This window comes from Streptomyces sp. YKOK-I1 (assembly GCF_054660435.1).
Genome location: NZ_BAAGDR010000001.1, coordinates 891,289 through 905,936, shown reverse-complemented (window position 1 = coordinate 905,936; position 14,648 = coordinate 891,289). Strand labels below are relative to the sequence as shown.

Here is a 14,648-nt window from a genome sequence, read left to right as displayed (position 1 = left end):
GCGGTGTGGGCGAGGTGACCAGGGCGTGGACGGGGTGTTGACCCACCGGAACATCCATGGATAGCTTCGCTCTACGGATTGTTGATTCCGCCATGCGGAAACAGCTGTGCGGAAGCAGCCATACGGAAACAGTCGTACGGAAACAGGAGGCTGCGGGATGGGCCAGGGCCAGCAGGAGACGGTCGTGACGAGCCTCGCGAGCGCCGTCACCGAGGAGATCAGCGCTTCCCTCGCCCCCGTCGACGCCGAACTCGACCGCCGCTACCCCGGCGACCCCGGCACCCGCCAGCCCGTCCACACCGTCTACGTCCCCGCGGACGCCTTCACCAGCGACACCGTCCGCTCCTGGGGCGACCGCGCACTCGCCGCCCTCGACGCACACGCCCCCGACGCCGCCTCCTTCGCCGCCTGCCTCGGTCTGCCCGACCACCTCGCCGAACCCGTCCACACCCGCGTGCGGGCCAAACTGGAACGCGAGCCGGTGGAAGACCTGCGCATCGACTTCGAGGACGGCTACGGCCCCCGCCCCGACCCCGAGGAGGACGAGACCGCCGCCCGCGCCGCCCGACTCGTCGCCGAGGCCTACACCAAGGGCACGGCCGCCCCGTACATGGGCATCCGCATGAAATGCATGGAGGCCGCCGTCCGCGACCGCGGCATCCGCACCCTCGACATCTTCCTCACCGGCCTGCTGACGGCCGGCGGCCTCCCCGAGGGCCTGGTGCTGACCCTGCCGAAGGTCACCTACCCCGAGCAGGTCACCGCCATGGTGCGGCTCCTGGAGGCCTTCGAGAACGCGCACGCCCTCCCGCCCGGCCGGCTCGGCTTCGAGATCCAGATCGAGACCAGCCAGGCCATCCTCGCCACCGACGGCACCGCGACCGTCGCCCGGATGATCCAGGCCGCCGAGGGCCGCGCCACCGGCCTGCACTACGGCACCTTCGACTACAGCGCCTGCCTCGGCGTCTCCGCCGCGTACCAGGCCAGCGACCACCCGGCCGCCGACCACGCCAAGGCGGTCATGCAGGTCGCCGCGGCCGGCACCGGCGTACGCGTCTCGGACGGCTCCACCAACGTCCTGCCCGTCGGCCCGACCACCAAGGTCCACGAGGCCTGGCGACTGCACTACGGCCTCACCCGCCGCGCCCTGGCCCGCGCCTACTACCAGGGCTGGGACATGCACCCCGCCCACATCCCCACCCGCTACGCGGCCGTCTACGCCTTCTACCGCGAGGGGTTCGACCGGGCCGCCGAACGCCTCGCCCGCTACGCGAGGCGGGCCGGCGGCGATGTGATGGACGAACCGGCCACCGCCAAGGCCCTCAGCGGCTATCTGCTGCGCGGCCTGGACTGCGGCGCCCTCGACCTCGCCGAGGTGACCGACGCGACCGGGCTGTCCCGGGCGGCCCTGGAGGGCTTCGCGGCCCCTGGGCGAGGCGATCCGACGGCTTCGGCACCCTGACCGCGCCCCGGCCGGGCGCTCAGGGGTCACCGCCCGGAGAACGTGTACGGGCGCGTGATGATCTCCATCCCGTGCCCGGCCGGATCCGACATGTGCGGAATGCCTCCGCACGGCAGTCTCACGGGCACCTCGATGCCTGCGAGCCCCCGATCCGCCCGCGACCGCGCCCAGGGTCACTGGGGGAAGGTCGGCCACACCCCCAGCGGGGTCACGGCGGTGGTGGTGACGCCGGAGGGGCCGCCCGGGAGGAGCAGGCTCGTCTGCTCGTAGTCGTTGTCGCCGATCACCAAGTCCGCGTCGCCGTCCCGGTCGGTGTCGCGCAGCCGGAGGTACAGCCCGAACCTCTCGTACGCCGTGGGGTCCCCGGGGACGCCGGACGTGGCGCGGGTGAACCACAGCGAACCGGCGCCGGTCAGGCCCTTCGTCCCACCGCGCAGGATGTGGACGCCACCCGCCGACGCGACCGAACCGACCTTCTCCTCCTCCGAGCTCACCGCGAGATCCGGGTAGCCGTCGCGGTCGGTGTCACCGGCGGAGAGCGTGTCGCCGAAGCCGTCGTTCTTGGTGGCGGCCGTGGCGACGCCCGAAGTGGACTGGGAGAGGCGGTACTTGGTGGTGGGACCGGACGCTCCGCCGCGTACGACGACGACCGAGCCGGCGCCGTTGCCGTAGCGGGTGTCGCCGACCGCCAGATCGCCGTAACCGTTCTTGTCGAAGTCCGCGACGACACCCGTGGGGCTGTAGTCGGGGCCCGCGTTGTCGATCGGCGTGACCTTGGCGGCGGGCTTGACGGTGGTGCCGCCGCGCAGGAACCAGGCGTCCAGGGTCATCTTGCCGTTGCGGTAGCCCTGACCCAGGACGTACAGGTCGGTGGCCTTGTCCTTGGTGACCTTCCCGGCGACCAGCCCGGCGGGTTCGAGGATGTCGGGCGAGCTCGCGGGCAGGCGGTGCTTGGTGACCTTGCCGGTCGTCCCGGACCTGGAGAAGCCGCCCCGGAACACATAGGTGGTGTTGAGGGCGTCCACGACCGCCAGGTCCGCCTTGCCGTCACCGTTGAAGTCACCGGTCTCGACGGCCTTGCCGAAGCCCCGCTGCTTGACCGCGCCGACGGGGAGCCGCGTCGCCTTGGTGCCGAGGCCGGACTTCGCACCCCACATGACGGTGACCGCCCCCGAGCCGGCCTTGCCGCTCACCTTCTCGGTGAAGTCGGTGACCGCGAGATCGGCATAGCCGTCGCGGTCGAGATCGGCGGCCGCCAGGTCCTCCCCGAAGGCGTCCCCGTAGCCGCCGGCGTCCCCGGCGGTCCCGGGAACGCCCGAGCTGTTCTGCGTGAACGTCTTCGTCACGGTGCCGGGACCGGTCGCCGTCCCGTACGTCACGGTGAAGGAACCGCCGAGGGAGGCCTGGGCGTAGTCCCGGTAGCCGTCGCCGTTGAAGTCGTCGGCGTACTTCGCGGGCGCGGCCACCGCCGTCCCGGAGAGGGACAGCAGCCCGCCGCCCGTGAGGGACACGGCGGTGGCGGTCGCGAGAGCGAGCCGGAGCGGACGGGACATCCTGCGCGTGAACATGCGTCTCCTGCGTGCGCACGGGACCGGCCGGGGCCGGTCCCCGTTGATCTTGTGGTGCGGGGTACAGGGGAGACACACGAGGAGGGAAGAGGGTTGTACGCGAGCCGGCCTCTACGGCGATCGCAGGTGTTCCAGCCCGGAGTGCGTCACCCGGTCCTCCTCCGCCAGCAGTCGCGTGCCACGCTCGCAGAGCCGTACGTCGGACCGGGCCCGGGCCACGAACTCCTCCGGCGTCGTCCCGAAGAGCCGTCTCAACGCCGCTGACCCGGAGAGGAGTTCGGTGATGACGGGGCGCTGGCCGGGGTGACTGCGTGGGGAGCCGCGGCCGTTGTGCAGGACGCCGTGGCGATTCACGTACGAGAACACCTCGTCGAGTGTCTCGCCGCTCTCCAGCTCAACCCTGAACCGGGGGGCGGGCAGGACGACCCGGTCGTAGTTCGGCTCGCTCGCGTCGACGGCGGCGAGCTGCTCGTCGTCCAGCCAGATGACGAACAACTCCCGTGCCGTACCGGGGGAGTCGACGGGTGAGGCGGACATGTACCCCAGACGGCTGACGTGCGCCGAGACACCCACATCGACCCCCGTCACCCGGGTCCGCACCATCGGGATCGGTGAGGTGACCCCCAACACGGCCATCTTGTGCCGCAGTTGCCCCGGGGAGGCGTTGGAACCGACGGCCAGGACCGGGCTGCGGCCGGGATGCGTGAGGCGGTCCAGGGGCAGCAGCAGATCACCGGTGAGCAGACCCGACTCGGCCGGCCACACACCCGGGTAGCCGAGCGGATGGTCGCGCGGCGCACGAGCCAGACCCAGCGCCTCCAGCGTGCGGTGTTCCCGGCGTTCGTCCATCTGTGCCCAGTCTGCCTCAGTCCGCGGGCGGCAGCTCGCCCGAACCGCGGGTGATCAGCCGGGTCGGCAGCTCGATCCGCTCCGGGACGACGAGCGTGCCCTCCAGCTGCCGGAACAGCCGCTCCGCGGCGGTCCGGCCGAGCGCCGCCGCGTCCTGCGCGACGACGGTCACCCCCGGCTCCAGCAGATCGGCCAGCTCCAGATCGTCGAAGGCCACCAGCGCCACCTGGCGGGCCCGCTCCGCGAGGACCCGGATCACCGTGACCGTCACCCGGTTGTTGCCCGAGAACACCGCCGTGACCGGCTCCGGAGCGGACAGCATCTCCTCGGCCGCCCGGCGCACCCGGTCCGGATCGGTGGTGCCCAGCGAGACCCAGGCGTCCGCGACCTCTATCCCCGCGTCCTCCATCGCCGTCCGGTAGCCGCGCAGCCGCTCCGCGGCGGTGTGGATGCGCGGCATGTCGCCGATGAAACCGATCCGCCGGTGCCCGTGCGCGAGGAGATGGGCCACGCCCTCGCGGGCTCCGCCGAAGTTGTCCGACAGCACACAGTCGGCGTCGATCTGCCCCGCCGGCCGGTCCACGAACACCGTCGCCACGCCCGCCTTGACCTCCGGCTCCAGATACCGGTGGTCGTCACCGGCCGGGATCACCACGAGACCGTCCACCCGCCGGGCGCACAGCGCCAGCGCCAGCTCCTGCTCCCGGTCCGGGTCCTCGGCGCTGGAACCGTTGATCAGCAGCGCCCCGTGGGCCCGGGCCACCTCCTCCACCGCCCGGCTGAGCGGGCCGTAGAACGGGTCCGCGAGATCCTCCAGGACCAGACCGATGCTCGCGGTACGCCCCTTGCGCAGCACCCTGGCGCTGTCGTTGCGGCGGAACCCCAGCGCGTCGATGGCCTCCTGGACCCGGCGCTCGGTCTCGGGGGTGACCCCCGGCTCGCCGTTGACCACCCGGGAGACCGTCTTGAGACCGACCCCGGCGCGTGCCGCGACGTCCTTCATGGTGGGACGGTTGCCGTAACGGCTGTCGGGGCGGCGCGGCGTCTCGGGCACGATGCGGAGTCCTGTTCCTGTCGTCCACGGGACTTCCGGCCACGGCGGCGAGCGGAGATGTTGCCGACGGGGTGGAGGGGTCCCTGGGTTTGTATGAGGATGTGGCGTCGAGCATAGAGCCTGGACAACGTTGTCAGATGCGGGAGAGACTGTCCAGCGACAAACTCCGGCCCACGTCCCCCACCACAGGCCGGCCGGCCCCTTTCTTACAAGGTTGACGGGGAGAACCGAGACTTTGATGCAGACCGACCTCGTGGCCGCGCTCGACATGGGCGGCACCAAGATCGCCGGAGCCCTGGTGGACGGCGACGGCACGCTCCTGGTCCGCGCACAGCGGCCCACACCCGCGCAGGAGGACGGCGACACCGTCATGGCCGCCGTCGAGGAGGTGCTCAAGGAGCTGACCGCCTCCCCGCTGTGGCCGCGCGTGTACGCCGTCGGCATCGGCAGCGCCGGCCCGGTGGACGCCTCCGCCGGCACGGTCAGCCCGGTCAACGTGCCCGGCTGGCGCGACTACCCCCTCGTCGACCGCGTCCGTGCCGCGACCGGCAGCCTGCCCGTCGAGCTGATCGGCGACGGCGTGGCCATCACGGCCGCCGAGCACTGGCAGGGCGCCGCCCGCGGCCACGACAACGCCCTGTGCATGGTGGTCTCCACCGGGGTGGGCGGAGGCCTGGTCCTCGGCGGGCGCCTGCACCCGGGCCCCACCGGCAACGCCGGTCACATCGGCCACATCAGCGTCGACCTCGACGGCGATCCCTGCCCGTGCGGCGCGCGCGGCTGTGTGGAACGCATCGCCAGCGGCCCCAACATCGCCCGGCGCGCCCTCGAGAACGGCTGGCGGCCCGGTCCCGACGGCGACACCTCCGCGGCCGCCGTGGCCGCCGCCGCCCGCGCGGGCGACCCGGTGGCCGTCGCCTCCTTCGACCGCGCCGCCCAGGCCCTCGCCGCCGGCATCGCGGCCACCGCGACCCTCGTCGAGATCGACATCGCGGTGATCGGCGGGGGAGTCGGCAAGGCCGGCGACATCCTCTTCACCCCCCTGCGCCGATCCCTCGCCGACTACGCCACCCTCTCCTTCGTCCAGCGCCTGAAGGTGGTCCCGGCCCAGATGGGAACGGACGCCGGACTGGTCGGGGCGGCCGCCGCGGCACTGGCGAAGGCGGGGGCGGTACAGGTGTGAGACGGCGCTCGGGGAGCGGACGGAAGCGGACGCGACCCGACGGGAGCCGACCCGCGAGTCGACCGGGGTCGTCTGCGAGTCGACCGGAGCGCCGGATGCCGTCCGCGAGCCGACCGCGGGCCAGTGGGAGCCGTCCGCGACCCGGTGGGAGTCGTCCGCGAGCTGACGGGAGCCGTCCGCGAGCCGACCGGGGTCGTCTGCGAGTCGACCGGAGCGCCGGATGCCGTCCGCGAGCCGACCGCGGGCCAGTGGGAGTCGTCCGCGACCCGACGGGAGTCGACGGGAGTCGTCCGCGACCCGGTGGGAGCCGTCTGCGAGCCGACCGGACCGCCGGATGCCGTCCGAGAGCCGACCGGAGCCGTCGGCGAGCCAGCGGGAGTCGACCCGCGAGTCGACGGGAGTCGTCTGCGAGTCGACCGGAGCGCCGGATGCCGTCCGAGAGCCGACCGGAGCCGTCCGCGAGCCAGCGGGAGTCGACCCGCGAGCCGACGGGAGTCGTCTGCGAGTCGACCGGAGTCGTCCGCTGGTCGACCGGGGCTGGCCGGATGCCGAGCGGGAGTGGTGCCCTGTCCTGAGGGTGCTGCTCGGCCCAGGGGGCAGTGCTCCCTCGTGAGGGAGATGCTCCGCCGTGAGTTCGGCGCTCGGCTCCGAGTGCGGGGCTCTGGGTGGAGAGCGGCGGTGCGTGCTGGGAGCGGTGCCGTGTCTTGAGCGGGCGCCGGGCACTGGCGGTGCTGCTCTGCCTGTCGTTCCAGTTCCGAGTTCCGCAGGAACGTTCGGGCGGGCCCGGCGGGCCCGGTGGAGCGGGTCGGCCGGACGGGCCGTCGTCGGGACGTGAGAGCGGTCGGCGCGTGACCTCTGTCGTGTCCTGCCGTTGGAGTGGGCATGAAGAAGCGCAGCATGCTCGCCATCGCCTCCCTCGCCACCGGGTTCGTCGTCGCGGCCATCACCCCCTCCCACGGCCTGGGCGCCGACGACCTCGACGACCTGAACGTCCGCGACACCGTCGGCAGCCTCGACCACACCATCGCCAGCGAGAGCCTGGCGATCGACGACAACGCCCTGGGCCAGAGCGACTGACGGCGGGGCGCGGCACGCCGCACGCATCGGGCCGTGGCGCCGGTGCCCCCTCGCGGGAGCACCGGCGCCACGGCCTTCGTGCGCCCTCTTCGCGGAGGTGGTTTCCATGGCAGGGTGGAGCGGGCAAGCCACAGGGGGCCACCAGAAGAGGGGGAAATGTGACCGTCGTTTGGATCAACGGCGCGTTCGGTGCGGGCAAGACCACGACCGCACGGGAACTGATCGACCTGATCCCGAACAGCACGCTCTTCGACCCCGAGGTGATCGGCGGAGCGCTCCCGCACCTGCTGCCGCCCAAGCGCCTCGCCGAGGTCGGCGACTACCAGGACCTGCCGATCTGGCGACGCCTCGTGATCGACACCGCCGCCGCGCTCCTCGCCGAGGTCGGCGGCACCCTCGTCGTCCCCATGACCCTGCTGCGGCAGGAGTACCGCGACGAGATCTTCGGCGCCCTCGCCGCCCGCCGGATACCGGTCCGCCATGTCCTCCTCGCCCCGGCGGAAACGATCCTGCGCGGGCGTATAGCCGGCCGCGAGGTCCCGCCCGACCTCCCCGAGGGCGAGATCCGCGTCCGCCAGTGGTCCTACGACCACATCGAGCCCTACCGCGCCGCCCTCGCGTCCTGGCTCACGGCCGACGCCCACCTCGTCGACACCAGCCACCTCACCCCGTACGAGACCGCCGTCCGCATAGCCGACGCGGTCGGCACGGGCGCCGTGCCCGCCTGCGACATCGTCCAGACCCCCGAACCCACCGGTGAGACCCTCGCCTCCGGGGTGCTGCTCTTCGACGAGCACGACCGGGTGCTGCTCGTCGACCCGACCTACAAACCCGGCTGGGAGTTCCCCGGCGGGGTCGTGGAACCCGGCGAGGCACCCGCCCGCGCCGGGATGCGCGAGGTCGAGGAGGAGACCGGCGTCCACCTGGACGAGGTACCCCGGCTGCTCGTCGTCGACTGGGAGCGGCCCGCACCCCCCGGCTACGGCGGACTGCGCCTGCTCTTCGACGGCGGCCGCCTCGACACGGCGGCCGTCGAGGGGCTGCTGCTGCCCGGCCCCGAACTGCGCGGCTGGCGGTTCGTCACCGAGGCGGAGGCGGCCGATCTCCTGCCGCCGGTCCGCTATGAGCGGCTGTGCTGGGCGCTGAGGGCGCGGGAGCGTGGCGCCGCCCTGTACCTGGAGGCCGGGGTTCCGGTGGGCTGAGCGCACCTCGGCCGAGCGCGCTCCGCACCTCCCGCGCCGGGAACGGGGTCGAGCGGCTCTCCTCCACCAGCCGGTGCTGGAACTCCTCCATCACGACGGCGACCGGGGCGTGGCGGCGCAGCAGCGCGGCCGCGCCCCCGGGGATCCCCTCCGGCCTCAGCCCCTCGGCACAGGCGCGCACGAAGGCCTCACGTTCCTCGCCGACATACCCGTACACGTCGGTGACCAGCCACTTCACCAGGTAGCAGTGGGTGTAGGCCCGGTCGTAGTCCCGGTGTTCGGCGAGGAAGTCCCGTTCCCCGGGGCCGAGCGGGAACCGGGCGGAGACGGCGAGTCCGTGATCGGTGAGGTAGAGCCGCCGTCCGTCCGTGAGGAGGTTGTGGAAGTGCGCGTCGAAGTGGAGCAGCCGACGCCCGCGGAGGAAGGACGTCAGGGCCGACAGCTCCCGCTCCACCAGCGCGCACGCCGCGTCCGCCGCAGCGTCCGATCTGCGCATCCGCCCGCCCAGCCAGCCGTGGAGGGTGTCCGGGACGTACTCCAGGAACAGCGTCAGGGCCGTCGTCGCCGTCCGCAGCCCCTCCAACCGCTCGCGCACACCCCGGCCGCCGCCCCAGTACGCCACCGTCCGCTCCACGTCCGCCAGTTCGGGCGGCAGCGGACGCGGCTCGTCGGGCAGCACCCGCCAGTGGTGCAGCAGCGGGAACCCGGCGAACCGCCCGGACAGCGCCCAGCGGGTCGTCATCACCTGAACGGCCAGCTCACGCCACCCGCCGAACCCCGGGCTGCCGATGCCGTAGTGGCAGGCGGGCGGCAGCCCGAACGGATCGGCCGTGGACTTCCGCCACCCGGGCCGCAGTTCGGCGTCGGACAACCGGACCCGCTTCACGAACACGGTCCGCCCGCCCACCTCCACCCGCAGGACCTGCCCCCCGATCCCCGTCCCGAGCGGCACACCACCGGACAGGAGAGCGGTGATCTCACCGTCGTCCAGCCGGTCCAGGCACGAGGCGACGGCGTGATGGGCGGCGATCCGGCTGCGCGGCATGGCCCCCTCTTCCGTCAGCGCGGCGGCACGTGTCCGCTCATCCGGCCGCGTAGTTCCGCAGGAACAGTGCTTCCGCCACGGACAGCCGCTCCAACTCCTGGGGCGACACACTCTCGTTGACCGCGTGGATCTGGGCCTCGGGCTCACTCAGACCGATGAGGAGGATCTCCGCGGCCGGGTACAGGGCCGCGAGGGTGTTGCACAGCGGGATGGAGCCGCCCTGGCCGGCGTACTGCATCTCCTGGCTCGGGTAGGCGACGGCCATCGCGTCGGCCATCGCCGCGTACGCCGGGCTGGTGGTGTCGGCGCTGAACGGCTGGCCCTGGCCGATCTGCTCGGTGCTCACCCGCGCACCCCACGGCGTGTGCGTCTCCAGATGCGCCTGGAGCAGCTTCGTCGCCTCGGCCGCGTCCACGCCCGGCGGCACCCGCAGGCTGATCAGGGCACGGGCGCTCGCCTGCACGGACGGGGTGGCGCCGACCACCGGCGGGCAGTCGATGCCGAGGACGGTGACGGCCGGCCGGGCCCAGATGCGGTCCGCGACCGTACCGGAGCCGATCAGCCCGACGCCGTCCAGCACCTTGGCGTCCCCGCGGAACTGCTCCTCGTCGTACTGCAGCCCCTGCCACCGGGCGCCACCGGTCAGACCGTCGACGGTCGTGGACCCGTCCTCGGCGCGCAGCGAGTCCAGTACGCGGATCAGGGCGCCCAGCGCGTCGGGGGCCGCGCCGCCGAACTGGCCCGAGTGCAGATTGCCCTCGAGTGTGTCGATCTTCACGCGCAGCATCGTCATACCGCGCAGGGTGGAGGTGGCCGTGGGCAGGCCGACCCGGAAGTTGCCGGAGTCGCCGATCACGATCGCGTCGGCGGCCAGCAGCTCCGGGTGCTGCTCGGCGTACCGCTCCAGACCGCCGGTGCCCTGCTCCTCCGAGCCCTCCACGATCACCTTCACATGCACCGGGACACCGCCGTTCGCCTTCAGGGCGCGCAGCGCGAGCAGATGCATGACGAGGCCGCCTTTGCAGTCGGCGGTGCCGCGGCCGTACCAGCGGCCCTCGCGCTCGGTCAGCTCGAACGGCGGAGTGGTCCAACCCGCCTCGTCCAGCGGCGGCTGCACGTCGTAGTGCGCGTAGAGCAGCACCGTCCGGGCGCCCTCCGGGCCCGGCAGCCGGCCGTAGACCGACTGTGTGCCGTCGGGGGTGTCGAGCACGGCCACGTCCTCGAAGCCCTCGGCGCCCAGCACGGCGGTGATCCAGCTCGCGGCGGCCTCGCTCTCGCTGCGGGGGAACTGGTCGAAGTCCGCCACCGACTTGAAGGCCACCAGCTCGGTGAGCTCCGCCTTCGCCCTGGGCATCAGCGAGGCGACGGTCTCGGCGACCGGATTCGACGACATGGGCACGCTCCTTGTGGGTGCGACGTTGTACGGGGTGGAACTGGTCCGTTCGGGGACCGTGCGAGCGTACGCGCTGCCGGGATGGGGTCGCGCGCCTCGCCGATCTTCGCACAGCGGACTGTCATCGGGCCGTGACGATCTCCGCCGTAGGATGCGGGGGACAGGTGCGGCAGGCGGCTTGATCGGGAGCAGTAGACCATCGTGAGCAGCGAGAACTCTTCGGCGGACGACGTGCGGCAGGTGTGGGACGTCGTCGTGGTGGGCGCGGGACCCGCAGGGGCTTCGGCCGCGTACGCGGCGGCGGTCACGGGACGGCGTGTCCTGTTGCTGGAGAAGGCGGAGCTGCCCCGCTACAAGACGTGCGGCGGCGGCATCATCGGTCCTTCGAGGGACGCTCTGCCCCCCGGTTTCGACCTGCCCTTCCGTGACCGGGTGCACGCGGTGACCTTCTCCAACAACGGGCGCTTCACCCGGACCCGCCGCTCGCGGCAGATGCTGTTCGGGCTGATCAACCGGCCCGAGTTCGACCAGCAGCTGGTCGAGCACGCGCAGAAGGCGGGCGCCGAACTGCGGACGGGCGTCACGGTCACCCGCGTCGAGCAGCACGGCTCGGCGGTCCCCGACCGGCGCACGGTCGCGATCGTCCTCCAGGGCGGCGAGACCGTGCTGGCGCGCGCGGTGGTGGGCGCGGACGGCAGCGCCAGCCGCATAGGGGCGCACGTCGGTGTGAAGCTCGACCAGGTGGACCTCGGCCTGGAGGCGGAGATCCCGGTGCCGGACACGGTCGCCGAGGACTGGAGGGGCCGCGTCCTCATCGACTGGGGCCCGATGCCCGGCAGCTACGGCTGGGTCTTCCCCAAGGACGACACGCTGACGGTCGGTGTGATCTCCGCGCGCGGCGAAGGTGCCGCCACCAAGCGGTACCTCGAGGACTTCATCGGACGGCTGGGCCTGGCCGGCTTCGAGCCGAGCATCTCCTCCGGCCACCTCACGCGTTGCCGCGCCGACGACTCGCCGCTCTCCCGCGGGCGCGTCCTGGTCTGCGGGGACGCGGCGGGCCTGCTGGAGCCCTGGACCCGCGAAGGCATCTCCTTCGCGCTGCGTTCGGGCCGTCTCGCGGGCGAGTGGGCGGTGCGTATCGCGGAGGCGCACGACGCGGTGGACACCCGCCGCCAGGCCCTGAACTACGCGTTCGCGATCAAGGCGGGCCTCGGTGTGGAGATGGCCGTCGGCAAGCGGATGCTGGCGGCCTTCGAGCGCCGTCCCGGCCTCTTCCACGCCGCTCTCACCGGCTTCCGCCCGGCGTGGCGGGCGTTCGCCGACATCACCCGGGGCCGGACGACCCTCGGTGAGCTGGTCCGTTCGCATCCGATGGCCCAGCGCGCGCTGACCCTGATGGACCGCAGGCAGGAGCTGGCCGCGACACCGGCCGAGGAGCCCGAGGAGGCCTGAGCCGGGGCGGGCGGTGGTCAGCCCTCGACCGTGATCCGGAACACCGGGTGGTCGGGGGCCGCCGCCGCGATCTCCTCGTCGGTGGACTTCGCCGTCACCCCGTCGAAGTACTGGTTGACCTCCCAGCCCCACTTCTCCAGGTAGGTCCGCAGGATCGCGGGCTTCTCCTCGTCGAGGACCTCCACCGCGGTGAACGTGCGCACCTTGCGCCCCACCCGCAGCTCCCCGCCGCCGGCCACCCGCATGTTGCGCACCCACTGGGAGTGCCCGCGCGCCGAGACCAGGAACTGCGCACCCTCGTAGGTGTGCGGGTTGACGGGGATGCGCTGCATCTGCCCGCTCTTGCGGCCCCGCACGGACATCTCCGCCGAGCCCATGAGGCTCAGCCCGTGCCGGGCCAGCCAGCCGATGACCCTGTTGAAGCGGACGTTGATCGGGCTGCCCTTGAGGTAGTACGGCTGCGACGACATCGGTGACCCCAGTCATTTGAGAGAGCGGTGCTCTCGCTTGCTTCGAGTGTGCCGGAGATCGGCGATCCAATGCAAGAGCACTGCTCTCGAATTTTTGCGTTGCTCTCGAATGTGTGCACTGATCTGATCGCATGGGAGACTGAGGAGCATGAGCACCAACGCCGCCCAGGGGGCCCGCGCCCGCGCCCGGATCGAAGTCACCGCCGCCATCAAGGAGGAGGCGCGCAGACAGCTGGCCGCCGAGGGCGCTGCCAAGCTCTCGTTGCGGGCGGTGGCGCGTGAGCTGGGCATGGTCTCCTCCGCGCTGTACCGGTACTTCCCGAGCCGTGACGACCTGCTCACCGCACTCATCATCGACGCGTACGACTCGCTCGGCGAGCGGGCGGAGGCCGCGCACGCCGCCGTCGCCGCGGCGGAGCCGGTGCGGCGCTGGGTGGCGGTGTGCGAGGCGGTGCGCGGCTGGGCGCAGGCGCATCCGCACGAGTACGCGCTGATCTACGGCACGCCCGTCCCCGGATACAGCGCCCCGCGGACCACGGTGCCGGCCGCGTCCCGGGTCGGTCTGCTCCTCATCGGCGTCGTCCGGGACGCGCACCGGCTGCAGGCCCTGGAGGTGCCGCTGCTCACCGACGACCTCGTCCCGGAGGCCGTGCGCATGGCGGGCGACTTCGCCCCCGATCTGCCCCCGGGAGCGGTCGCGGCGCTGGTCGCGGCCTGGGCACAGCTGTACGGCCTGGTCGGCTTCGAGCTGTTCGGCCAGTTCAACCGGATGGTGGAGGAGCGCGAGCCCTTCTTCCGGCATGCGGTGACACGCCTGGCGTACGGGGTGGGGCTGCGCTAGTCCCCTTCGGGGTGCTCGGTGAGGTGGGTGAAGCCCCGGACGAACCGGGTCAGCAGCCGGGCCAGCGCCTCGCGGTCCTCGACCGGCCAGTCGGCGACGGTCTCGGCGACGACGCGGTGCCGGAAGTCGTGAACGCGGGCGAGGGCCGTGCGCCCGTCGGCGGTGAGGGCCAGCAGGGACCGACGGCCGTCGCGCTGATCGGCCTCACGGCGCAGCAGTCCGCTCTTCAGCGCCTGGGCGGCGAGGCGGCTGGCGCGGGGCTGGTCGACGCCCAGTGCGGCCGCGGCCTCGGTCACCGTCAGGGTCTCGCCCCGCTCCGTCGCGGACTCGACCGCGTCCAGCAGATCGAAGACGCCGTCGGGCAGAGTGCCGCGCTCGCCGCCGCGCTCGCCGCGCCGCTCCGCGAGCCGAGCCAGGTTCCGGCGCCGCTGCGCCCGCCGCAGGGCCACGACGGCCCGCTCGATCGCCGCCGTCTCCGGACCCGCCGCCGGAAGGGGCTTGCAGCTCACGAGCCCTCCCGCGCATAGTAAAAGACAACCACATGTCACCTTACATGGAAATCGGCTGCGCGCTCTCTTCGGGAGGTCTCCGTGTCCACCGCCGTCCCCGCCCACCGCCCCATCGGCTACTGGCTCAAGCACCTCGACAACCTCCTGGAACAGCACTTCGACGCCACGCTCTCGGGTCTCGGCGTGAGCCGTCGCGAGTGGCAGGTGCTCAACATGCTCAACACCCTCGCCGCGGCCGGCCCCGTCGGCCGGGCCGGGCTCACCGACGCCCTCGCCCCGTTCCGGACGGGGGGCGGCCCCACCTTGGACGAGGTACTCGCGCGGCTCACCGCCCGCCACTGGATCCACGCCGACGCGGATGGACACCTCGCCCTCACGGACGCGGCGCGCGCGGCGCACACGCGGCTGCGGGCCGGTGTCGAGGCCACCCGGGCCACCCTCCTCACCGGTCTGAGCGGCGAGCAGTACACGGAGACCGTGCGTGTGCTGTCCGTGATGGCGGGCAACGTGGAAGCGGCGCTCGCGGTCCGCTGAGGAGACCGT

At 72.7% G+C, this 14,648-nt stretch carries 13 protein-coding genes; 7 read left to right on the top strand and 6 right to left on the bottom strand.

The genetic code is table 11. The features are described 5' to 3' along the window. Positions 1-157: 157 nt before the first annotated feature. The gene (locus ACYQ8Q_RS04130; RefSeq protein ID WP_460061976.1) at positions 158-1,462 is read left to right on the top strand and encodes a DUF6986 family protein; all 1,305 of its coding nucleotides are present in this window, start codon (positions 158-160) and stop codon (positions 1,460-1,462) included. A 173-nt stretch (positions 1,463-1,635) separates the two neighbouring features. Here the strand turns inward: ACYQ8Q_RS04130 and ACYQ8Q_RS04125 are convergent, their stop codons facing one another. The 3 genes from ACYQ8Q_RS04125 to ACYQ8Q_RS04115 all read right to left on the bottom strand — a co-directional run bounded on the left by ACYQ8Q_RS04125 (position 1,636) and on the right by ACYQ8Q_RS04115 (position 4,933). Next, positions 1,636-3,030 (bottom strand): FG-GAP repeat domain-containing protein, encoded by a 1,395-nt coding sequence (locus tag ACYQ8Q_RS04125; RefSeq protein ID WP_460061974.1) that lies wholly within the window; start codon positions 3,028-3,030, stop codon positions 1,636-1,638. A 111-nt stretch (positions 3,031-3,141) separates the two neighbouring features. Next, complete coding sequence (locus ACYQ8Q_RS04120) at positions 3,142-3,879, bottom strand: hypothetical protein (RefSeq protein WP_460061973.1); 738 nt, start codon at positions 3,877-3,879, stop codon at positions 3,142-3,144. Between the two features lie 16 nt (positions 3,880-3,895). Further along, entirely contained in the window at positions 3,896-4,933 is a 1,038-nt protein-coding gene (locus tag ACYQ8Q_RS04115; protein ID WP_460061971.1) for a LacI family DNA-binding transcriptional regulator, read from the bottom strand. A gap of 238 nt (positions 4,934-5,171) precedes the next feature. Between ACYQ8Q_RS04115 and ACYQ8Q_RS04110 the strand changes: the two genes are divergently transcribed. The 3 genes from ACYQ8Q_RS04110 (at position 5,172) to ACYQ8Q_RS04100 (ending at position 8,395) form a co-directional block, all read left to right on the top strand. Continuing rightward, positions 5,172-6,116: an ROK family protein gene (locus ACYQ8Q_RS04110; protein ID WP_460061969.1), complete on the top strand. Its 945-nt coding sequence runs from the start codon at positions 5,172-5,174 to the stop codon at positions 6,114-6,116. A gap of 882 nt (positions 6,117-6,998) precedes the next feature. Beyond that, positions 6,999-7,193 carry a hypothetical protein gene (locus ACYQ8Q_RS04105; protein ID WP_358983513.1) on the top strand — a complete coding sequence of 65 codons (195 nt, stop codon included), beginning with the start codon at positions 6,999-7,001 and terminating at the stop codon, positions 7,191-7,193. 158 nt (positions 7,194-7,351) lie between these two features. Continuing rightward, complete coding sequence (locus tag ACYQ8Q_RS04100; RefSeq protein WP_460061967.1) at positions 7,352-8,395, top strand: NUDIX hydrolase; 1,044 nt, start codon at positions 7,352-7,354, stop codon at positions 8,393-8,395. 1,082 nt (positions 8,396-9,477) lie between these two features. Here the strand turns inward: ACYQ8Q_RS04100 and ACYQ8Q_RS04095 are convergent. Beyond that, a complete protein-coding gene (locus ACYQ8Q_RS04095; RefSeq protein ID WP_460061965.1) occupies positions 9,478-10,833 on the bottom strand; it encodes a M20/M25/M40 family metallo-hydrolase in 1,356 nt (451 codons plus the stop codon). Positions 10,834-11,034: 201 nt separating this feature from the next. Between ACYQ8Q_RS04095 and ACYQ8Q_RS04090 the strand changes: the two genes are divergently transcribed. Next, a complete protein-coding gene (locus ACYQ8Q_RS04090; RefSeq protein WP_460061964.1) occupies positions 11,035-12,285 on the top strand; it encodes a geranylgeranyl reductase family protein in 1,251 nt (416 codons plus the stop codon). 17 nt (positions 12,286-12,302) lie between these two features. On the opposite strand, the gene ACYQ8Q_RS04085 is transcribed toward ACYQ8Q_RS04090, so the two are convergent. After that, a complete protein-coding gene (locus ACYQ8Q_RS04085) occupies positions 12,303-12,755 on the bottom strand; it encodes a nitroreductase/quinone reductase family protein (protein ID WP_460061962.1) in 453 nt (150 codons plus the stop codon). Between the two features lie 148 nt (positions 12,756-12,903). Here ACYQ8Q_RS04085 and ACYQ8Q_RS04080 point away from each other — a divergent pair, with 148 nt between their 5' ends. After that, on the top strand, positions 12,904-13,596 hold the full coding sequence (locus ACYQ8Q_RS04080; protein WP_460061961.1) for a TetR/AcrR family transcriptional regulator: 693 nt from the start codon (positions 12,904-12,906) through the stop codon (positions 13,594-13,596). On the opposite strand, the gene ACYQ8Q_RS04075 is transcribed toward ACYQ8Q_RS04080, so the two are convergent. Continuing rightward, complete coding sequence (locus tag ACYQ8Q_RS04075) at positions 13,593-14,105, bottom strand: MarR family winged helix-turn-helix transcriptional regulator (protein WP_460061960.1); 513 nt, start codon at positions 14,103-14,105, stop codon at positions 13,593-13,595. The two genes, ACYQ8Q_RS04080 and ACYQ8Q_RS04075, sit on opposite strands and share 4 nt — an antisense overlap. An 81-nt stretch (positions 14,106-14,186) precedes the next feature. On the opposite strand from ACYQ8Q_RS04075, the gene ACYQ8Q_RS04070 reads away from it, so the two are divergent. Next, positions 14,187-14,639, top strand: a complete 453-nt coding sequence (locus ACYQ8Q_RS04070; protein ID WP_460061959.1) for a MarR family winged helix-turn-helix transcriptional regulator — start codon at positions 14,187-14,189, stop codon at positions 14,637-14,639. Positions 14,640-14,648 lie beyond the last annotated feature (9 nt).

Excerpts from the sequence above, each read along its gene's own strand:
- ACYQ8Q_RS04130 (WP_460061976.1), top strand. The coding sequence starts at position 158 with ATGGGCCAGGGCCAGCAGGAGACGGTCGTGACGAGCCTCGCGAGCGCC.
- ACYQ8Q_RS04080 (WP_460061961.1), top strand. The coding sequence starts at position 12,904 with ATGAGCACCAACGCCGCCCAGGGGGCCCGCGCCCGCGCCCGGATCGAA.
- ACYQ8Q_RS04125 (WP_460061974.1), bottom strand. The coding sequence starts at position 3,030 with ATGTTCACGCGCAGGATGTCCCGTCCGCTCCGGCTCGCTCTCGCGACC.
- ACYQ8Q_RS04105 (WP_358983513.1), top strand. The coding sequence starts at position 6,999 with ATGAAGAAGCGCAGCATGCTCGCCATCGCCTCCCTCGCCACCGGGTTC.
- ACYQ8Q_RS04095 (WP_460061965.1), bottom strand. The coding sequence starts at position 10,833 with ATGTCGTCGAATCCGGTCGCCGAGACCGTCGCCTCGCTGATGCCCAGG.
- ACYQ8Q_RS04085 (WP_460061962.1), bottom strand. The coding sequence starts at position 12,755 with ATGTCGTCGCAGCCGTACTACCTCAAGGGCAGCCCGATCAACGTCCGC.
- ACYQ8Q_RS04120 (WP_460061973.1), bottom strand. The coding sequence starts at position 3,879 with ATGGACGAACGCCGGGAACACCGCACGCTGGAGGCGCTGGGTCTGGCT.
- ACYQ8Q_RS04110 (WP_460061969.1), top strand. The coding sequence starts at position 5,172 with ATGCAGACCGACCTCGTGGCCGCGCTCGACATGGGCGGCACCAAGATC.